The following is a 21,376-nucleotide window of genomic DNA, read 5'->3' on the forward strand; positions in this document are numbered from 1 at the left end:
TAAACTTATCTATTGATGCTCTCAGAGAGCGTTTTATTAAACTGCATTGACTTTACTTTAGTTATACCTATTCTTCTGAGTGAAAAAATCTATCCCAGTAGTGAATCTAGCTGTCGCTGCTATCAGGTTGATTAAGTTTCTTTAACACTACGTTTTGCTAATAATCTGATAAATACTCTCTCCCCTCTGTTAAATGATTATCATTTTTATTTCTATTTTCTTAAGTATATATTCGTATTAAAATGTCAAAATTTTAACTTGTAATAGTTGGACTACTATATTCCCAAGTAGTAAAATGAAGAGTATATATGAATTTACTGGATGGCAGTATTGGCTTAATTTCATGCAAGCGTTGCTTGTTTATTTTATTTAGTTTCTAGGTATGTGTTTATGCAGCAAGGGTTAAAGTTACTAATTCAACTGGTACTAGAGTTTGCACCTGTTGTTGCAGAGCTAGTACAAAAGAGAAGTAAAGATTTAGCTCTGAGTAAATATGAATCGATTGAAGTAATTCCCGAAATACTCAAAGTTCTAAATCCTTCAAATAAAAAAAGCAGTTATGCTGAAGACTTTGAACAAGAAAGAATTTTCCAACAGCAATTAGTAGCCAACAATCAGCAAACGCAATTAAGAATAGCTGCCCAAGAGCGAGAAACAGCACTCAAGTTGCCAGAAGTCAATAAAATTCTTGATAGCTGGCCCTTAAGATTATATCCTTCACAGATTTTAGACCGCACCAATTACGGGCGCACTCCACTGAAAATTTTTATTGCTCCTCCTCAGATACATTTTGACCAATTTAACGATAATAGAGATGAAACAATTTCCCAAATTGAGTTAATGTTGGCTGAAGGATTACGAGATTTTCTCAATAAACATTACTCTTTAAACAGTCAAGTTAGACCAACAGAATTATTGGCAGGAGCTTGGGATAGTAAGCGTTTTCACAGTGAATCAAGTATTAAGGCTCTGTTTGGAATGTTGAAGACAGAGCCAACTTTGATTTTAGAGTCAGAAAATGATGGCAATTATTTAAATTTTCGGATTGCCTACTGGGGTTTGGGACAAGGTAATTATTATTATAAAACAATTGCTCGTTTACCTTATCGAGAGATTTTGGAAGAGTCTGCTAAAAGACGGGCGTTAGAATGGAAAAAAATTAGAGATGAACTCCTGGCATTGGGAGAAGAAAACGAGGAAATTAATCATATTGGAAAAGACAATATTGTAAATTTGGCAATTTTAGAAAAGGTAGAAAAATGGAATGAAAAAGGAATTGATATTAGTAAGTTATCCTTACAATATCAAGTCAACCGTCAAGATTTTGAAAACCTTTGCCAGGTTTTGATTACTTATCACTGTTTGGTTGCAGGTTGGATAGCAGATGTTTACCACCTGGTTAATCATGGTATACCTCCGCTACTACCAGAGTTGCTGCCGAGTTTGCTGTCAGATACTTTTGATTTACAATCAGTACAGGTTATCGCTTCAGGTTACAAGCAAGTTTACCAAGCTCTAGAAAATGAGCGTTGTTACTGGATTCCAGAATTGGCTTTGCAATTAGCCCAGAGTTTATCTCATTTAAGCGATGCCTACGGTGGTAAACTACGCTCTTGGGCAAATGAACAGCTAAATTATTCTGTGAATACATGGTTACAACTACGCCAAATATCACTACAGGATTCTACTAACCCGCTTCAGGCAATGCAATCAGCCGTCAGCATCAAAGATGAGGAATATGTCAAAAAGTTAAGAGAATATTTTGTTGCAGTGGGTGATAGTCAGAGTCTTGCTGATGTTGAGAAAATTTTGAATTGCGTCGCCAACCTCAAACACCAAGTTGCACTACAACATATTGTTCTCAGCCATACCCTAACTGGACATTCAGAAAAAGTGACATCTGTCGTGATTAGTCCTGATTCTGAGAGTTTAGTTACCGGATGTGCAGATAAAACCATCAAGGTATGGAATCTTAAAAGCGGCAAACTTATTCGCACCCTCACAAAAGATTTAGGCGAAATTTCTTCTGTTGCAATTAGTCCTGATGGACATTATCTCGCTGCTGGTAGTTCCCAACATCCCAAAAGTAATGTCAAAGTATGGAAACTCAATTCTGACAAACTAATCCACACTCTGTTAGGACATCAAAAACCGGTTAACTGCATCGCCATCAGCCCTGACGGACAAATTCTTGCTAGTGGCAGTAATAAAATCAAAATTTGGAATTTGCATAAAGGCGATGCCTACGGCGGGCTATGCCAACGCATTTGTACCCTTTGGCATTCATCCGCAGTTAATGCTGCTGCTATCAGCCCTGATGGTACAATCCTTGCTAGCGGTAGTTCTGACAACAAAATTAGGCTGTGGAACCCACGCACGGGCGATCCATTACGCACCCTCAACGGGCATTCAGGCGGGGTGAAATCAGTAATCATTAGTCCTGATGGAGAAATTCTCTTTAGCGGTAGCACAGACAAAACTATCAAAGTTTGGCATCTATCTACAGGTAAAGTACTACACACATTGACTGGACAGACTGGACATTTAGAAGAGGTAAGATCCTTAGCTGTTAGTCCTGATGGAGAAATTCTCTTTAGCGGTAGCGCAGACAAAACCATCAAAGTTTGGCATTTGCGGACGGGAGAATTACTGCAAACTATTACAGAACACTTAGGAGCAGTAAACTCTATTGCTATTAGCCGGAATGGTCAATTTCTTGCTAGCGCTAGTTCTGATAAAACCATCAATATTTGGCAGATTAATTAAGCTTTTTAGTTACTCGTTTGGTGATTGTTTTTGGCTAGTTCCGTGCAACTTAATAAAGCTATCAAAAGCATACCATGCTAAAACATACCAAGGAATAACTTCTAACTGCAACCCTTTATTAAGTAATTGCCGCAGCGAAAGACTAGCTAATCCCAAAGGAAAAAGAATCCGCAGATCAAAAGCACCGTATGTTGACTGTTTGACGCGCTGGTTTAAGTCAACAACCGCAGATGATACTCCTGCTGCTGCCTCGGTGTTACCCTCGGTAACATCGGCAAAAATTATTCCTAAATCTTTAAGTGTTGCTAGCACATTTTCTAGACTGCCATCTTTACCATCGTGATTGATAAGAATACTGCCATGATGGACATTTGTCTTAACTTCAGTAATATGATAGTTTACTAACAAAGCATTGGCGATGCGTTGCATCTTTTCTGCTTGACGATGGGAATGAGCCACTCTTAACCGCAATCTTCCGGGGGTTGAACTTACAACTTTTGTGGATATCGGTTTTGGTGATGTTTTGAAAGTGGGTTTGTCTAGAATTTCCGGCATTTTATTGTAAGTGCTATAACCATTTGTCAACATGCAACCACCTTTTTTACTTGTGTGATAGTGGATTTTTTGTTGTGGGTTTGTTGTTTACAGGAATGGGTGGAAAATTAAGGAAAACGAACCGCAGAGGACGCAGAGAACACAGAGGAAGAAGAGGAGCGAGAGAGTTTTTGCACTATCTTGCACTAGGGACTTTCAAAACATAAATTATATTATGTCCGCTTGATTACTTATTAAACCCGGAGAAACCCACCCCGCCAAAGCTGTGCTTTGTCTGCCCTCCCCGCCTGCGGAGCTACGGTGTACACACAATTCTTCTAGAGTTACTCCACAGCCTTTGATCCCCCCAACCCCCCTTAAAAAGGGGGGCAAAAACCTTTCAAAGTCCTCCTTTTTAAGGAGGATTTAGGAGGATCTACAAGACTTTGGTTTTGTATAGAGATGTGTGTACACTGTAGCCTGCGGGGAGGGGCTGGGGGTGGGGTTCTTTTATTAGGGGAATTGGAAGTCGCCTATGGCAAAAAATTTAACTTGCTAATGGGCTGATGAAATTACACACCATTATCGGCGACATTATCGCCATTGGTGGCAGTGGCTTCAAACACGGGGGTTTCTTTTTCATCAGCAAGTTCTGCTCTGGCTTCGGCTACCATGTCTTCCCAGGTTTCGCCCATTTCTGCAATGGTTCCTTTGCTTCTTTCATAAAGACCAATTCCGCCTTTAATGACTGATTTGACTAAGGGTTTACCAACTCCAGCGACAATGGGCAGGAGAACGGGTGCTAAGAGGACTGCACCAATTCCGGCTATAATACCGGGAGCGCCTGCATCTTCAACAAAATCACTAATTTTAGGTGCCATGTTCAATTTTCTCCTATTAATTAAGAAATCTCGGAAAGCTTTTTAAGATACTCTTGTCGGCATAGTTGGATCATCTTGCCGATGGTAGAGCTTTATGTTGACGATTTTTAAGAATTGGACGCAAACCGTTGACTCCGGCAACTACAGTTGAGCCATTGTTGACTACTGTTGCAGCTAAGGGGTTAAGACCAAAGAAAACGGCGATCGCCATTGCTGCTAAATTAGGAAAGGCAACAAGTGCTGTGTTTTGCCGAATCAATTGCTTGGCTTGACGAGCGATCGCGATCGCTTCTAATAAACTATGCAAGTCATTCTGCATCAACACTAAGTCTGCTGTCTCGCGGGCGATCTCAGAACCGTTGGCAAAGGATACGGAAACATCGGCGTAGGCTAAAGCTGGCGAATCGTTGATCCCATCGCCTACAAATGCAACCGTTTTACCTTGTTCGTGCAGCTGGCGGACAACTGTTGCCTTTTGTTCTGGAAAAGCTTCGGCGTGAGTATGCGTTGGCAAAATACCAAGTTCAGCAGCTACAGCAGTAGCAGTTCGCTTATTATCGCCGGTTAGCATGTGAATTTCTACACCTTCGACCGTCGAAAGTGCTGCGATCACTTCCCGGCTTTCGGGACGAAGAAGGTCACTATATTTAATAATACCTTGAAGTTGACCGTTGCTAGCTACATAAATCGCTGAATTTGAAGATTTTTGCTGACCATTTAGCGCTTCGGTGTCAATGCCACTGGTACGCAAAAAGCGATCGCTCCCAACATAAACTGTCTCTCCATCAATCTGAGCTTGCACCCCCAAACCTAGTTGATAATCCCACTTGCTACGCGGCAAAATTTCCACTTGCTCTGCTTGGGCATAGCGAACAATTGCTTCTGCTACTGGATGAGTTAAACGTTGTTCGGCGGCGGCGGCCAATTCCAACACTCGCAATCTTGAGGTTGCTGGATTGAGACTTTCCACACTGACAACATCGACTTCTCCCTTAGTCAGTGTCCCCGTTTTATCAAAAACTATGGTATCAACTTCTGCTAGTTGTTCTAACGCTCGTCCGCTACGAATCAGAATACCCCGTCGTGCAGCATAAGTTAATGCTGCTAAAACTGTTGTGGGGACGGAGACTCGAATACCTGTAGCAAAGTCTAGAGTTAAAACGCTGGCTGCCCGTGAAGGATTGCGGCTTGCGGCAAATACTGCCCCACCAAGTAGCAAAGTTGGCACAACAGCTTTTTGAGCAAATTTCGTGGCATAATTCTCCATCCGGGTATCGTGGACAGGCGCTTCTTGCATTAACTTAATGCTCTGTCCGGCGCGGGTATCATTGCCTATCCATTCTGCAAGAATATAAATTCGTCCTTCTCGTACCAGCGTTGAGGCGAAAACTGGTTGTCCCTTTTTCTTCAGTACCGGCATCGACTCGCCAGTTAATTTCTGCTCATCTAGCAGGGCTTTACCTCGCAAAATGCTACCATCAACCGGCACTTGTTCGCCAGGGTAAACAATCACTGTATCGCCACGCTGCACATCTTGAATGGGAATTTGTTGCTTGTCGCCATTGCGTTCCACCCAGACGAATTGCCCTAGAGAACTAAGTAAATCTAGAGTTTGTTGAGCAGAAGAACGAGCCGTGCGATCGCGGATATTTTCGCCTACTTCAATTAAACCCAGCATCAGCGATGGTGTGAGAAATTGCCCTTGGAAGGTAGTAATGGCGATCGCCATCAGATCCAAAAAGTCAATATTCAATTTTCGCTCTACCCTAATACCTTCCCAGGCTCGTTGGACAACGGGAAGTGTAGCAATGGCGATGGGAAGCACCACTATCAACGGTGGGATCGGTAATCCTAACGGCCCCCCTAACACTGCTAAAGTAGTTGCAACGGCGGAGAGTTGTAAACCTGGCCAAGATGCCTCTTTTTCCGTTTCCGATATAGATGTAGAGTTTTTGAGAACGACTACCTCACTAGCAGCCTGAATCAAATCATGAAGGTGCGATCGCATCTTCCCATCGGAAACTTTATCAGATTTATAAGTAACTGCAACTGACATCGCCGCAGGCTTGACACGGACATTCTTCACCAGCCCATCTGCTGTTAACAATACTTCGAGACGCTTGGCATAATCTGCATCAGTGCGTAAGCGAGGTAAGCGAAACCGCAGTCTTCCCGGAATTGTATGGACAACGCTGTAGGTAACGTTGGGTAACTCTTCTTGAGAGTGTCCATTAGTCTCAATTAAAGAAACTTTTCCATTCCCTTCCAACACAGGGAATTGAGATTTTGGGGGTGATGGTAGTTGCACTGCTACTTTTGCCATAACTTTTCTTTAATCCAAAATTGTTACACTTCGATGAAAATCAGGCTCTTTCCTGGGGTAAAGAGAGCAAATTAGCCACCAATCCTGCGAGATTGATTAGCTATCAAAAGTTTGATTATTTGCCATCTTCTGGACTCGTCGGCTAACTTATCGTTGTAGGTAAGCTAAGTTTATGAGCCACGGCGTTTCAGAGTCAGGGCGATCGGGTGCAATATTACGTTTATAAAGGGAAATTCGCCATAAACCCTAAGGAAACACACATCGCAGGCGATTTTAGATTACTCCATAGACTGGATAACTCTGGAGTAGGATGATTTGCCGTTGTTGCGTCTGTAACTTCAGCAGTCTGAACAACGGGAGTAGTATGATGATTTGCCGTTGTTGGATCTGTAACTTCAGGCGTCTGACTAACTTCTTCTAGAGGTTGGTTAGCCGTTGTCATCCCTACTGTTGGTGGGTTTATCTCCAACGCTAATTCCATCAGACTCACCCAATAAGATAATGGAATATCACGAGACTGATAAGCGATCGCAATCGATGCTGCATCAAAATTCACACGCACGCTTGTAACTTGAGCATCGGTTTTCACTATTCTCTCAAGTCGCCGCCCATAAGCTCGATTTTCAGCGATTTTCGGCACATTCAACCGAATACGTCCGGGAATTTGATGAACTACGCTGTAGTCAATCTTTGCAGGCGCTACCACCTCATTAGCGTTATCAACATTTGTTGACTTTTCTTGTTGAATAGTAGATTTGCGCTCTTCTTTTGATAATGCCGACTCAGATTTTATGTCGCTTTTTATCCCAGAACTGGTATGAGAATTTTTGCTGTCTGATGTCGAAACTTGAGAGCCAAGATAACCAATTACACCACGAGTTGCATCCGCCGCAATCATATAAACTGGAATCGATACCCAGCCATGAATTCCCAATCCTCCTGTTACCGCCAAGCCTGTCATCATCGGAATTAAGGAAATACCTTGCTCTTTCCAAAATGAAAGCGATTTCCAAGCTGCAAAGGGATCGGCGTTGCTAGGTGAATCAGACGAAGCTGGCGGCTGTTGGATCTGAAGATCGGATTTTAGCGCCAAAATTTGCGGGAATGACAGTTTATGTTCATCAAAATTAATTACCAAACTGCCCGTTTGCTGATTTACAGAAACTTCCCTCACTCCCTCTAAGGAGCGTAAATCTTGGGCTATGCTGTCTAGTATCGAGTTAAGACTACTGTCAGTAGTCCGGAGTCGCACGCGCCCGGCAGTTAAATGAACTATTTGCAAGCCAGCTGAGGGCTGTGACTCCGTTGACTCTGCCATCGGTTTAGTTGTATTATGATTAACTTTATTACTTTGTTGTGTAGAGATTAAGTCAGATGAGATTTTACCCGAAGGACTTAATTTTTCATGATTACTGATACTTTTAGTCATTTCCTCGATTACCCAATAGCTCAATCAAGCAATAGGTTAACAACAGGTTAAATGTAACACGTAGCTTTGGGGCTAAATCTATTTCTTCCGGATTATTTTCTATTAAAACTTATTAAGATTTCCTGTTCATATTCTTATTCAGTAAATACGTCTAAAGTCAGTAAACCAAAAATTTTTTTAATGTAGCAGACTGTCAAGCCTTAGCAACCAATCAGTTTGTGGGCAATTTATACCAATTCTTTCTGAAGCTGCATAGAATTCGATCCCCCCTAGCCCACGCCAGTCGCTCCACTTGGGGAGACCCCAAGACCGCGCTGGCTCCCCTTAAAAAGGGGGGACTTTGAATTCCCCCAATTTATCGGGGGATTTAGGGGGATCAAGATATGTGCAACTTCACATTAAATTGGTATTAGAAGCTTTTGAAGCACAGCTACAAGCCGACTCTAGCCTAGAACACGAAACAACAACTTAGATAGTCGTCCTACCACGACAACCAAGCCGAACACGAACATGATGAAGGGATTAATGTGGTGCAACTACTGCTAGTCCAAGCATTTGAGCCATCTGTCCTAGTCAAACACTTGCAAACATTGATGTAATAGCAAGAAAGTTATCGAATCAAAGGATTTGTAGCAGTCCGAGAAAAGCCCTGTATCTAGTATTACAGCGAGTAAGTAATTGGCTTGACTACTTATTTCTTAAATGCTTGGTTAGCAGCACCCGATACCGTACTATTGCAAAGACACTTCATTAACGCTGATATTCTCGACGCGGTAGATAAGTATAATCACTAAAAAGATGTTGTATTTTTGTTGGAGTACGGTCATCAAGCTGGATTTATCTATTTAGCTAATTTACCAATTACACTACCGCAATGTTACCAAGCTGTACGCAGATAATGAGCAGAATTACAACCAATATTCATCCCCACAGAGAGAGAAAAGCTATATCAAGATTAATTCAACATAAAATTACTATAGCTGGAGTGAAACCTTTTGCAGGTAACTCTCCTGGAGACTTCTGGAGCAGTTAGAGAATCCTAAATAACTAATGAATATTGGTCATTTTTGACCTTTTAGTTTCCGCTTTTTAATCAGTTCAATTGCAGGTGCTTTCTTCATTCCTGTTGCCATATATAAATCATAGCTGGTAAAACTAAAGCTGCAATCTTAATCTCTGAGCCTTTGTATAAATTATATAATTAGTTGACTGTAATATATGTAAAAATTATGTACTCATATTTTGCTTTTAGTTCCTAGTTTTTCTTTCCCAACTTGCAGAAAACTATGCTATCTATATATCTTGACATGGAAAATCTTAGTGAATATTATGTCAATCAATCCGGATTTGATTTACTTATCCGGAAAATCTCTGTAAAGAAATCCACCTCTATCCTCACACCACTACATGAAACTACGCTGGCTCTTACTTAGCTTCACAAGTATTCTTCTATTGTCGTCGCCAGTAAGGGCGAATCCTAGCATAAATCAAGTTGACAGCGCAGATGTCGCGATTGGAAATCAATCAGATTTACAACTACCAGAACTTAAATTCATTCCTCCAACTACCTCAAGCGATGTTGTTAACCCAACAGGTACTCCTAAATACACTGGTATAGTTCCTCTAGGACGAGAAATATCGGAACTACAAACTCCAATTAAAGCATTAATGGCTCGTTACAGATTCCTCACCCCCGGAATCTTTTTTATGGACTTAGAAACAGGGGATTATTTAAATATCAATGGTGGTCAAGCTTTCTCTGCCGCTAGTACAATTAAGTATCCGATTTTGATTGCCTTGTTTCAGGGAATAGATTCAGGGAGAATCAAACTAAGCGAAACATTGGTGATGCAACGCAAACATGTTGCTGGTGGTTCTGGAGATATGCAGTATCGGCGGGTGGGAACTAAGCTTAGTCTTTTGGAAACTGTAACCAAAATGATGACTATTAGCGATAACACCGCTACAAATATGATTATCGACCGTTTAGGCGGTAAGGCAAATTTAAATCAGCGGTTTCAGTCTTGGGGATTACAAAGTACTGTGATTCGCAATATGCTAGGAGACTTTCAAGGAACTAATAAAACTAGTGCGAAAGACTTAGTACGATTGTCAGCTTTGATTGCAAATAATCAGTTAATTTCTGATACAAGTCGCTCTCAAGTTTTTGGTATCATGATTCGTTGCCATAATAGAAGCTTACTCCCATCTGGTTTGGGTTCTGGAGCAAGTATAGCTCACAAAACAGGCACTCTGCGGTTTGTACTGGGAGATGCAGGTATCATTGAAACGCCATCAGGTAAGCGTTATTTAGCAGGAATTTTTGTGCGAAGACCAAATAATGACGAAAGAGCAACAGCTTTTATTCGTCAAGTTTCCCAGATAGTCTATGGCTACTTTGAGCAAGCAAAAGTTAGCCATCTACCTTAATTATTGACGCTTAAGTTTGCATTTACCCTAAAGTCAGATGAGCCGTTTAGCCACAAATTTTTAGTGAGTCAAATTGTGTAATTTCTTGGTGCTGGGTTTGCTAAATCTGTCCTAAATTCATTTTGGCTTCCTGGTATTTGGCATTGAACTCCAAAGCTTTTTGATAGCAAGGGATGTCTACGACGGGCTACGCTTACGTTTCTTCGATCTGTCTTTGTTGTTGCAGTACAATGTACTACAATAGTAAGTGAGTATCAAAAATAAATTCACTGTTTTGGTAATCACATTGAAGCACGTTAAAGTGAGCAATTAGAGTTAAGGATAGATTTATATGCGCTTGCCAATGGCAATTAGTGCCTTTTTAGTGATGTCTTTGGGTTTGAATGCACCTGTTATGTCTCAACCTCCTATACAGGTAGCGCAAACACCAGCGTTGAATAGTTCCACAATTGAACAATTTAAGATTAATTATCGATTATGGAGACAGCAAAAAATCTCTAACTATCGCTATGAATTCACTAGAAGTTGCAATTGTTTACCTAAAGCTACAGAACCAGTGATTATTGAAGTACGTAACGGTGTCACAACTTCTATCACTTCTAAAGCAACTGGTCAACCAGTAGATGGACAATTGTTTCAAAAATACAATACTATTCCTAAACTCTTTAATATCATTAAAGATGCGCTCATTCGGAGAGCGGCAAATCTGACTGTACAATATTATCCGAGAATCGGCTACCCAACTCAAATTAACATTGATTATAATAGTCAAATCACTGATGATGAAATCTTCTTCACAATTAGTAATCTGCAAAAAATCAAGTAAATACAGCTAACAAGAGCATTCATATAATAGAGAGTTATTGACTTGTAACAAAAGGCTACTTAAGTCAATAACTCTCTAAAACTTGAAGCAGGAAAACCAAAAATATCTAAATAACGCGATGTGCAACTTATTCTTAGAACCCCGCTTCCATTCCTCTCCCCGAAAGGTCGAGAGGCTTTGATTCTTGCTCCCCCATCGCTAGCTCTTAAGGGGCTGGGGGTTAGGTTTGAAATAAAGTTGCACACGGCGCTAAATATAACAACCCACCCCTTAATTCAACTAGTTCTGTATCAGCAGATATTGGAGGTGGGTTGCTTTTGTTATTTTGTAGATGTAAATTTTATTTAGAAATCGGATTTTAATCGGTGGCAGTAGTAAGCAAGCGGTGTAACTGTTAGAAAGTCTGAATTTGATGCAATTGTTTACATCTGGAATAATATAGCGGTTCTCAGTTGAGTGAGGTACAAGAACCCCACCCCCAACCCCCTCCCCGCAAGCGATGAGGGGGCTATGATGTACTTTCCAGAAAAATTTGTTTGATGATGAGCAGTATCATCACTTACTCGGATAAGCTGGCTTGAGGTGTTGCTGCTTCATGCATACTTTTAGAGGGATTGTAATTATCAGTAATAACTTGAGGACAACGCATACAAGCTGCCTGACCTTCTTGTTGCCACCAACGACAATTTCGGCGTATGGAACAGGGAGGCAGCTGTTCTACTACCGCAGATAATTTATCGACAATTTGCATTGCTAGACGGCAGTCTCTACCATCAAAATACTGGCAACCTTTGCTAGCACAAGGGGCTGCCGTCCGAAAAATTTCAGTAGGTGTAACTGGGCTAGCCAAAGCTAGTAATTCATTCGTGATAGGTATTGATTGCTTGAGATAAGTGACAATTGGCTCTGTCACCGTTCCAGCGATGACACCAAAGACGACACTATCAACCATTTCTGGTCTAGCACTGGGGCAAAGAGTAGTCTGATTATCACTAATTTCCATCAGTGGAGCCTCTAACGAAAAGTATTTGTTATAGTTAACCGCTTGTGATGCTATTTGGTGTGATGCTATTTGGTGTGGTGCTATTTTGTAATAGTTCTGGTTTAATCGCTGGACAAACAGCTTGGAACCCAATTATAGTCGGGTCTACAGGCGCAATAGGTTGAGTAGCATTAGTCAAACCGCCAGCAATATTAGCTGCTTCCTCATCGGATAAACTTGTATAACCATCCTCAAGTTGTAGAGCTTCGTTTCGTCTTACTAGTGCATTTTCTACTGCCTGCTTAATCAAGTCAGTAATTTCAAATCTTGGTTTCCCTGCCATATATATGTTCCCCTGAATTTTCAACTTTAGTTAGGAATCCGTTGCCTAAGAATAGATGTTTTTTACATGTAATAATCTATACGCCATAACTATGCAAAAACCCTGGATTACTTATTAAGTAGCGCAGAGCGTATCTGGGTGTTTCAAACAAACATTTTGCCAATGAGCTACACCTCAGCATACTTGACCTTCTCAATTTAATTGAGCGATAACTAAACTATATCCAATTGGTTTTTGCTTGTAGCAATTTGAATTTTCTAAATTCACTTTTATTATCCTAAATCAAAAGAAATTTATTTAGCTAAATATTAAAACTTTAATCGGACAGAACTGAAATAGTTATGTCCCTAAAATACCTCCTGCCGTTTTTTAGCTTATCGAACTCACGTTGGATTAATCCTGCTTTTGGCGCTGGTGTTCTGTCAACGAACAGCTTTCAAGGTATTGTAAAGTAACTTATAGCGCTTAAACCCTGCTTCATACAAAGGATTTGCCTGTGGCTTTACCACATTACTGTCCTGCGATCGCATCTTGAGTGCAGCTTCTAAATTAGGGTAGGCACCAACCCCCACCATTGCCAAAATAGCTGCTCCATAAGCAGCTCCTTCTTCAGCTTTGGGAGCAATGAGTTCTGTTTGCAAAACATCTGCCAAAATTCTTAACCAGATGTGACGTGCGCCTCCACCCGTTGCTAAAAGTTGCTCGACGGGAGCGATCGCGCTGATAACTTCTAACGCTTCTCGCAAGCTGAATGCAACCCCCTCTAGAACAGCACGAGTTATATCCGCTTGCGTATGAGCTAATGACAAATTCACCAAAGCACCCCGACTATCTGGATCGAGGTGGGGACTGCGCTCTCCTGAGAGGTGGGGCAGAAATAGAATACCACGAGCACCAGGCTGCGATCGCTCTGCCATATCCATCAGATCGGTGTAAGATATATGCGATGCAAATGTATCTTGATACCAACGCAAAGAACCACCAGCCGCCAGCGTTACTCCCAAGAGATGATAGCCACCATCCACATGACAGAACAAATGTACTCGACCTTCTGGATCGGGAATTGGGCGATCGCACGGTGCAAAGATAACTCCCGATGTACCAATACTCAAGCTACCCCGATTTAAATTGCTTGATGAAATGCCCAAACCGATTGCGGCTGCGGCATTATCACCTCCGCCTGCAACTACAGGTAATCCCACAGGTAATCCCACACGGGCGGCTATTTCTGATTTCAACTTTCCAGCGATCGCGGTAGATTCTATTACTGGCGGGAACAACGCTGGATTGATATTGAGAGCATGGAGAATATCTCTATCCCATTGCCGATTTGCCAGATTCAGACAGCCGACACCAGACGCATCAGATGGTTCTGTGACTGCTTCACCCGTTAGCACATATCCCAGATAATCTTTGGGCAAAAGAATCTGCCACAGCCGAGCATAGGCTTGTGGTTCTTCAGTCCGCAACCATAGGAGCTTTGGCAGTTGAAACCCTGTAATTGCCGGATTTCCAGTGCGCTGGATCGACTCCTGACGGGGAATGGTGGCTTCAATCTCAGCAACAGCTTTACCCGTGCGCTGGTCATTCCACAAAATTGCTGGTCTAATTGCTTTGCCTTGGGCGTCGATCGGAACCATGCCATGCATTTGTCCAGATAAACCGAGGGCAATCGGCCGATGTCCGTTTAGCTGTTGACTAATATTGAAGAGAGCATCTAAACTTGCTTCGACCCAATCTGATGAGTTCTGCTCCGTCCAACCGGGTTGTGGAGTTAACAGGGGATAGCTTCTGGTAGACTGAGCGATAATTTGCCCTTGCAGATTAACTGCGATCGCTCTTACTCCTCCTGTACCTAAGTCTAAGCCAACTACGATGTCGCTCAATTGCTCCTCCAAATCCTGAATCGCGAACTAACCCAACTTCTTAAAGTACCTGGCGACTGGGAACAGCCCAAAACCAAGCTTTTCATAGGTACAACGTGCCGGGGCATGACCTGGATCGCCTCCGGTTTCAACCATAGCAACAGACATCCCAGCAACTTTCATCCAATCAAGAGCGAATTCCATCAAAGCGGTACCAATGCCTCGACGTTGAGAGTCTGGATCGACGGCGACCATATAGATTTCTCCCATACTGCTCTCAGAGTGGAGTTTCACAGCTACAAAGCCCAGGATTGAACCGGAGTCGATGGCAACCCACACCTTTGTATCCGCAGCAGCACAGACTTCCTCGACAGCATGAAGCTGGCTTACACGCCAGCCGTCGGGATAGAATGAACGGTACACGTCAAGATCCATCGCTTCTTGAAGCGAATCAAAAACCGGAGTCCATGCCCGAATAGAAAGGCTCTTGATGGCATCAAGGTGACTGTCTTCGTATGGTTCAATTCGCATTTCGGTATGGACTCCACTTAATAATCGAAAATCGGTTTTCTATCAGAATCGAGCTAACGTTTCTTTAGCTCCAAACTCATACAATCTGCGTAAATGGTTCGTAACTGCATCGACAAAAAGCGGTGACTGGGATAAATCGCCAAAAATCTCAGTTAGGTTGAGCAATGGTTTGGCATCGGAGCCGCTGGAACGGGCTAGTTGAGTCAGAGTACCTCCTATTGGGTCATCAATGGGAATGGGATTACCTTGGTCGTCCTTGCCGTTGAGGTAACGGAACCAAGCTGCAACTGTTAGGCTCATGTAGTCGATGGCTCCTCCTTGGTGCAGCGCATCGCGGACTGAGCCGAGTACAAATTTTGGCATTTTAGCGGAGCTATTGAGGCAAAGACGCGGGAGTTGATCCCGAATCTTGGGATTGGCAAAGCGTTCAATTAAGGTATTTTTATAATTATCTAAATCAATTCCAGGTACAGGTTGGAGCGTCGGCGTAACTTCTGCCATCAAACGATCGACAGCTTGCCGAATCAATGGATCGGCCATGACCTCATGAACGTAGGTGTAACCTGCCAAGGAGCCGAGATAGCCAATCAACAAGTGACTCGCGTTGAGTAACCGGATTTTCATCATCTCATAGGGATGAACATCGCTAGTCATCTGAACGCCAACTGATTCCCAATCAGGTCTACCTGCGCTGAAATTGTCTTCAACTACCCACTGAAGAAACGGTTCGGCAACAACTGGAAAGGCATCATCGATATTAAATTGTTCCGCCACCATTTTGATATCTGCTGGGGTTGTGGCGGGGGTAATGCGATCGACCATGCAGTTGGGAAAGGCAACCTGTTCGGCAACCCAATGTCCCAATTCCGGGTTCTGCATTTGGGCAAATGCGGTTAACATTTTGCGGGCAATGTTACCGTTACCTTGCAAATTGTCGCAGGACAATACGGTAAACGGTGCGATTCCCTGTTGACGGCGGCGATTAAGGGCAGCTGTCAAAAAGCCATATACTCCAATTGGCCGATCGGGATGCTGCAAATCGTACTGGATTGTCGGGTGATTGACATCAAATTCACCGCTACCTTCAATATAGTAGTAGCCGCCTTCGGTAATTGTGAGGGTGACGATGCGGCATTTGGGATCTGCTAAGGTATCAATTACTGCTTGGCTGTTATCTGGGGCAAACAAATACTGGGTGATTGCCCCAATTACACGAGCGCGATCGCCTTCTGTGGATCTTTCAACTAAGGTATACAAACAATCTTGAAAATTCAGTGCATCCCGCATCCGTTGATCGAATTCTAGTAGCCCAACCCCGCAGATTCCCCATTCACTACCAGGATTTTGATGAAAGTAATTATCTAAGTATAATGCCTGATGTGCGCGATGGAACCCACCCACACCGATATGGACAATACCGTTAGTGATTTGATGGCGATCGTAATTGGGTACGCGAACGTTATTTCCTAAATGAGACAGAGATGCTTCATTCAGCTTGATTGCCGATCCTGTGCTGATATTGCTGTTCATGGGATTCATTCAGAGTTAGATGGTGACGATGAACTTTGGGAATGGCTTCACCGTCTCGATCGAACAAATGGCAAAGCTCACCGTTAATGTAAATAGGGACGTAATCGGGCATAATGGCTGGATTATCTCGGTCTGTTTGCACAACTATGGTCTCGCTACCCCCAATTTTGATGTAGCGATCGGTTTCTTTGCCCAATCGTTCTACGGCTAATACTTCGCCATTCACCCTTGGGTTATTGCGATCCTCATCAAATAAGTTTTTGATTTTATGCTCTATTTTTGGGCAAAAGCTCAATAAATAAATCATACCAATCTGATTGCGATCGCGAGTATTTGCAACAATTCTTCAATAAAAGGTTAAAAATATGACGATAAAAGCAACCTATCTAGCTTGCTTGCTCGTCAGAACGTCCAGGTTACTGGAGGAGAATATAATTTGGAAGATAATTGAGCAAAAATTATATCTTTAGGTATATGCTCGAAACAAAGCGATCGTACCTTTGATAGGTACATAGCTTTTAAAGATGGGATATGGGAAAATCGGCTCTCGGAGCGATCGCTAAAATTTAGGGCTGCTGAAGCGAGGACGGATTATTTCTTATACTATGTATGTCGTAATAAATATTTAACCGAAGCGCATCAATAAATTTATTTGCTCTGAAACTCAACGGTTCCTGGAGAATTCCGCTCCCCTGCCTCTCTGGTCAGAGATTCTTTCGATTAATATGTATGATCTTATAATCACACAAGAGAGTGTGGTGATAGGATTAATTAAATTTTGAGCCAATTCAACAGAACGGATGGTACACAGAACCCCAGGACAGAAGATTCCTATTGATATCCAAGCGGCTCTAGCTTCCCTAGAAAAGCTAGAACAGAAAGATAAAGAAGAACTATCGCTCCCAGAGAGTGTTTACTTTTTGCAAAATCAGCTTCCATCGGCTCTGAAGAAAGGTTATAACTATCAAGACCTTTCTGAGATCCTAAAAACTCAAGAAATGAAAGTTTCCGCAGCGACATTCAAGCAATACTTAACTGAGATTGAGGAAGAAAAACGTTCTCGTAAAAGAGAGGTTAAACCAAACTTCAGAGATTCAAGTTCAGCAAAAATCAAAGGATGAGATAAAGGCATTTCAGAAAACTACCAAAACTAATAGGCGGCAACCGCCAAGTTATAAGCCTGGGAAAAATGTATTAGACAAGTTTAATAAGTATTAGGGGTGGCTGTAATGCCGACAATTCATTTGGTGGATGGTGAAAAAGGCGGGGTAGGAAAGTCTCTCTTTACTAGGACAATGATTCAATATTGTCTGGATAAGAAAATCCCGTTTGTACCAGTGGAAACAGATAGATCGAATCCAGATGTAGCAGGGGTGTATAAGGAGATATGTAAGTATGCTGTGTTTAGTGAAAACGAACGACAGGCAGATAAGGCAGATAGAATATTTGAGTGGGCGATAGAGAGGCCAGTAATTGTAAATTTAGCCGCACAATCGCATAGAGCAGTACAAGGGTGGATTGACTCTAATCAATTAATTGAACTAGGGAGTTCGCAAGGAGTGATGTTTTGCAAATGGTTTGTATCGACAGGAGGATACGACAGCATCAACTTGTTTGCTCAGTCAGTGAATACCTACGGTGAGAAAATCCCTCATATTCTAGTGAGGAACTTCGGGCTGTGTGATGATTGGGAGCATATAGAGTCAGACTTAAACTTTCAGAAAATAATAAATAAATATAAGATAAAAGTTATAGATTTTCCGAAGTTAGCATATAAAGAAAGAAACATAATTGACCAAAATCGCCTGACGTTTGCAGAAGCAAGAGAGTCTAGAGATTTAGGGGTAATTGGCAGACAGAGAGTAGTGAATTTTCTCAAGCTTGCTTATAGTGCTTTTGAGAAAGTAGGTATCTGGTATGAAAAAGTTGAATAGCAAAGCCCTCTATTAATCTCAATTTAGTCTTTCTCTGCTTCCTATCTCCCCACCTGCCTAACTCATAAGTTAGGATGACTATATTTTAATCAGGTGATATGAAAAGAATAGAAGTTGAGCAAAGAACTATTTTTATTGGTTTGGCTGGTAGCCACGGCTATGGTTTAAATCGTCCTGATTCAGACTTTGATTATCGGGGAGTATTTATCGCACCCAAAAGGTACTACTTGGGATTCGATCGCATAGAACAAAAAGATGCTGGCTGGGATGAACCAGGAATATTTCCCTTCGTGGATGGCAACAAAGACACAGTTATATATGAATTAAGAAAAATCCTCCAGTTATTAGCGGGCGCAAATCCCAATGTTTTAGAATTACTGTGGTTAAATAACTATCCATTTTTAAACGCTGTGGGGCAGCATTTAATCGATCGTAAACAGTTATTTTTAAGCAAGAAGGTAAAACATACTTACACTGGTTATGCTTTTGCCCAAATTAAAAAAATGGAAACTCATCGCAAGTGGTTGTTAAAGCCACCGCAAAAAAAACCAATACCATCTGACTTTTCCATAGAAGACGAAACCCCCCTCAGCAAAGATGAGCTAAATGCTTTTTTGGAGTATCTTTATAACTTAATCAGAGGGCGGATTGAGTTTTTGGAAGAAGCAGAACAATTATACCAATTGCTGACAGCAGATATTGATTTTAAAGGGGTGTTAAAACAATATACTTTACCCGACGAAACTTTAGAATATACCCAACAGTTGACCAATAGCCGTAAAGATTTTATCCGTCTGCTTCAGAAAAGTCAAAGCTATCAAATAGCTTTAAGAGAATGGAAGGCTTACCTATCTTGGCAGGAAAATAGGAATCCGGCTAGGGCAGAAATGGAAAAAAAGTCGGGTTATGACCTCAAACATGGGATGCACTGCATTAGATTATTACGCAGTGGAGTAGAAATATTGCGGCAAGGTGAAGTGATTGTAGATAGGAGAATAGCTGGTGATGTTGAGGATTTAAAAGCTATTTTAAAGGGTGAGTATTCTTACGAACAGGTGATGAAAATGGCAGAAGATTTGGTTGCCGAAATGGAAATTGTTTACGAACAATCTGCCCTACCTCACAAACCTGATTTGGAGCAAATCAATGAGTTGTGTATGGAATTGGTGGAAATGCAGAATTGGTAAATGAAAAAGTTAGCAGCGGAGCCAGAAACGCTCCGCCTGCGGTTAGGAGTTAGGAGTTTCTAATTAATTTCTCACTCATAACCAATTTTATAAACTGTACATTAAGTTAGCAAAGCCATAGAGGCTAATGATGAGCAATATAGATGTTGCTAGTTGGGTAATTCGCGTCTGGGGTGAGGGGGCGATCGCTTCCCGCACTAAGATAGAAATAGATGCCCCAATTATTAAGCTCAAGCATAAAATTAAATATGGTCTATCGCGTAAAAAACTGTCTATTGCCAGCAGTGCGATCGCTAATAACAGCATCAATAATTCTATAAACCTGGGCGGATCGTATTGGCTAGATAGAATAAAGCTGTTGAACCAAAAAGACCAAAATCTCATAGTCAGTGCTGAATGTTGAGTGAGGAATTAAAGTTGTCAGTTGTGAGTTATATACTCAGTACTAAGTGCTGAGTGAGGAATTAAAGTTGTGAGATATGAAGCAGCTTTCCATTCAAAACTCTTAACTCTTAACTATTCACTGGAGGCGGAGCGTTTCCGGCTCCGCTTCTAACTTTTAACCCCTAGCACCTAACTTTTGACCTGTGCCATTTTTTTGTGCAATATCACTTTCTGGTAGTTCGACGCCAAAGACGCGGCTAAAAACTTTGGCGACTTTATAGCCAGAATCAATCGATTCTAAGGGGTCTTTCCGCAGCCTGTGACGCAAGCATAGCGTAATTACACGGTGAATATCATCAACTGTAACTTCAGTCCGTCCTTCGTATGCTGTTAAGGCTTTGGCGGCGCGGTTACTAACAATGTCACCCCGCAAACCATCTACATCCAGTTCTGAGCAGACTTCAGAAATTTTTACCCGTAGTTCATAGTCAATTTTCACTTCTGGCAAAAGCTGTTGAGCATTGACAATTTGCTCTTGCAGTGCTTCTTGCTGGGGTTTGTAATTTTCGAGAAATACTGGAGGATTTTGGTCAAAATCTGCCCGTTGTTCTACGATTTGTACCCGCAAGGCTGGTTCTTTGACGGTGTGAATTTCTGCGTGCATCCCAAAGCGATCGAGCAATTGGGGGCGTAGTTCGCCTTCTTCCGGGTTTCCAGAACCCACAAGAACAAAACGCGCTGGGTGACGAATAGAAATACCCTCCCGTTCTACCGTGTTCCATCCACTCGCGGCGGAGTCGAGTAGCACGTCTACGAGGTGGTCATCTAGTAAGTTGACTTCATCCACATAAAGAATGCCTCGGTTAGCTTTTGCCAGCAGTCCCGGTTCAAAGGCTTTAACACCTTCAGATAAAGCTTTCTCGATGTCGATTGTGCCACAAACTCGGTCTTCTGTAGCTCCTAGCGGCAGGTCTACCATTTGGACTTTTTTGTGAGCTACAGGAATTTCCGCCCCTTGTTCTAACAGTTGGCGGACTTCATCGCTCATCAAGTCGGGGTCGCTAGGATCGCTACTGAAGGGGTCATTGGCAACCACAGAAATTTCTGGCAGTAGATCCGCCAGCGCCCGGATAGTTGTGGATTTCCCGGTGCCGCGATCGCCCATGATCATTACACCACCAATTTTGGGGTCAATCACGTTCAATAGCAACGCTAGTTTCATTTCTTCTTGGCCCACAATTGCCGTAAAAGGAAATACTACGCGACGCGCACTTGCCGTGGATTGAGCAGTTGGACTCACTAAATTACCTTAACAATATTTTTCTTATTACAGTTCTTTATTGTGACACAGGTAGGGACTGGGAGAAATCAATTCAAAATTCAAAATTCAAAATTCAAAAAAAAGACTTGGAAAAATGTAGCTTTAGCTTC

The 21,376-nt window shown here is 42.1% G+C and carries 18 protein-coding genes; 6 read left to right on the forward strand and 12 right to left on the reverse strand.

Translation table 11 applies throughout. From position 1 onward, the window contains the following. Positions 1-390 precede the first annotated feature (390 nt). Entirely contained in the window at positions 391-2,766 is a 2,376-nt protein-coding gene (locus tag V7L01_RS05845; RefSeq protein WP_335032767.1) for a WD40 repeat domain-containing protein, read from the forward strand. Between the two features lie 9 nt (positions 2,767-2,775). Here V7L01_RS05845 and V7L01_RS05850 read toward each other — a convergent pair whose 3' ends face one another. The 4 genes from V7L01_RS05850 to V7L01_RS05865 form a co-directional block, all read right to left on the reverse strand. Further along, entirely contained in the window at positions 2,776-3,354 is a 579-nt protein-coding gene (locus V7L01_RS05850) for an HMA2 domain-containing protein (RefSeq protein WP_335032769.1), read from the reverse strand. Between the two features lie 518 nt (positions 3,355-3,872). Then, complete coding sequence (locus V7L01_RS05855) at positions 3,873-4,181, reverse strand: DUF5132 domain-containing protein (protein WP_334839511.1); 309 nt, start codon at positions 4,179-4,181, stop codon at positions 3,873-3,875. A 70-nt stretch (positions 4,182-4,251) separates the two neighbouring features. After that, complete coding sequence (locus V7L01_RS05860; RefSeq protein ID WP_335032770.1) at positions 4,252-6,504, reverse strand: heavy metal translocating P-type ATPase; 2,253 nt, start codon at positions 6,502-6,504, stop codon at positions 4,252-4,254. 220 nt (positions 6,505-6,724) lie between these two features. Beyond that, complete coding sequence (locus tag V7L01_RS05865; RefSeq protein WP_335032771.1) at positions 6,725-7,933, reverse strand: HMA2 domain-containing protein; 1,209 nt, start codon at positions 7,931-7,933, stop codon at positions 6,725-6,727. A gap of 1,407 nt (positions 7,934-9,340) precedes the next feature. Here V7L01_RS05865 and V7L01_RS05870 point away from each other — a divergent pair. Both V7L01_RS05870 and V7L01_RS05875 read left to right on the forward strand, forming a co-directional pair. After that, positions 9,341-10,363, forward strand: coding sequence for a serine hydrolase (locus V7L01_RS05870; protein WP_335032773.1), 1,023 nt, complete (start codon positions 9,341-9,343; stop codon positions 10,361-10,363). A 331-nt stretch (positions 10,364-10,694) separates the two neighbouring features. Further along, positions 10,695-11,189, forward strand: a complete 495-nt coding sequence (locus V7L01_RS05875; RefSeq protein ID WP_335032775.1) for a DUF6174 domain-containing protein — start codon at positions 10,695-10,697, stop codon at positions 11,187-11,189. A 559-nt stretch (positions 11,190-11,748) separates the two neighbouring features. Here the strand turns inward: V7L01_RS05875 and V7L01_RS05880 are convergent. The 6 genes from V7L01_RS05880 to V7L01_RS05905 all read right to left on the reverse strand — a co-directional run bounded on the left by V7L01_RS05880 (position 11,749) and on the right by V7L01_RS05905 (position 16,747). Continuing rightward, positions 11,749-12,192 carry a nitrogen fixation protein gene (locus V7L01_RS05880; protein WP_335032777.1) on the reverse strand — a complete coding sequence of 148 codons (444 nt, stop codon included), beginning with the start codon at positions 12,190-12,192 and terminating at the stop codon, positions 11,749-11,751. Between the two features lie 34 nt (positions 12,193-12,226). After that, positions 12,227-12,514: a hypothetical protein gene (locus V7L01_RS05885; protein ID WP_335032779.1), complete on the reverse strand. Its 288-nt coding sequence runs from the start codon at positions 12,512-12,514 to the stop codon at positions 12,227-12,229. Positions 12,515-12,936: 422 nt separating this feature from the next. Continuing rightward, the gene (xylB, locus tag V7L01_RS05890; protein WP_335032781.1) at positions 12,937-14,400 is read right to left on the reverse strand and encodes a xylulokinase; all 1,464 of its coding nucleotides are present in this window, start codon (positions 14,398-14,400) and stop codon (positions 12,937-12,939) included. Positions 14,401-14,427: 27 nt separating this feature from the next. Beyond that, positions 14,428-14,802, reverse strand: a complete 375-nt coding sequence (locus V7L01_RS05895) for a GNAT family N-acetyltransferase (protein ID WP_335032783.1) — start codon at positions 14,800-14,802, stop codon at positions 14,428-14,430. A 150-nt stretch (positions 14,803-14,952) separates the two neighbouring features. Next, positions 14,953-16,440, reverse strand: coding sequence for a mannitol dehydrogenase family protein (locus tag V7L01_RS05900; RefSeq protein ID WP_335032785.1), 1,488 nt, complete (start codon positions 16,438-16,440; stop codon positions 14,953-14,955). Continuing rightward, positions 16,397-16,747, reverse strand: a complete 351-nt coding sequence (locus tag V7L01_RS05905; RefSeq protein WP_335032787.1) for a TOBE domain-containing protein — start codon at positions 16,745-16,747, stop codon at positions 16,397-16,399. Before V7L01_RS05905 ends, V7L01_RS05900 begins: the two co-directional genes overlap by 44 nt. Before the next feature lie 493 nt (positions 16,748-17,240). Between V7L01_RS05905 and V7L01_RS05910 the strand changes: the two genes are divergently transcribed. The 3 genes from V7L01_RS05910 (at position 17,241) to V7L01_RS05920 (ending at position 19,561) form a co-directional block, all read left to right on the forward strand. Beyond that, a complete protein-coding gene (locus tag V7L01_RS05910) occupies positions 17,241-17,561 on the forward strand; it encodes a hypothetical protein (RefSeq protein ID WP_335032789.1) in 321 nt (106 codons plus the stop codon). A gap of 108 nt (positions 17,562-17,669) precedes the next feature. Further along, on the forward strand, positions 17,670-18,374 hold the full coding sequence (locus V7L01_RS05915) for a mobilization protein (protein ID WP_335033177.1): 705 nt from the start codon (positions 17,670-17,672) through the stop codon (positions 18,372-18,374). A 98-nt stretch (positions 18,375-18,472) separates the two neighbouring features. Then, complete coding sequence (locus V7L01_RS05920) at positions 18,473-19,561, forward strand: nucleotidyltransferase domain-containing protein (RefSeq protein ID WP_335032791.1); 1,089 nt, start codon at positions 18,473-18,475, stop codon at positions 19,559-19,561. A gap of 87 nt (positions 19,562-19,648) precedes the next feature. Here the strand turns inward: V7L01_RS05920 and V7L01_RS05925 are convergent, their stop codons facing one another. Both V7L01_RS05925 and bchI read right to left on the reverse strand, forming a co-directional pair. Further along, positions 19,649-19,945 (reverse strand): hypothetical protein, encoded by a 297-nt coding sequence (locus V7L01_RS05925; protein WP_335032793.1) that lies wholly within the window; start codon positions 19,943-19,945, stop codon positions 19,649-19,651. A gap of 175 nt (positions 19,946-20,120) precedes the next feature. Continuing rightward, positions 20,121-21,245, reverse strand: a complete 1,125-nt coding sequence (gene bchI, locus V7L01_RS05930; protein WP_335032794.1) for a magnesium chelatase ATPase subunit I — start codon at positions 21,243-21,245, stop codon at positions 20,121-20,123. Positions 21,246-21,376 lie beyond the last annotated feature (131 nt).

This window comes from Nostoc sp. (genome assembly GCF_036917095.1).
Taxonomy (GTDB): domain Bacteria; phylum Cyanobacteriota; class Cyanobacteriia; order Cyanobacteriales; family Nostocaceae; genus Nostoc.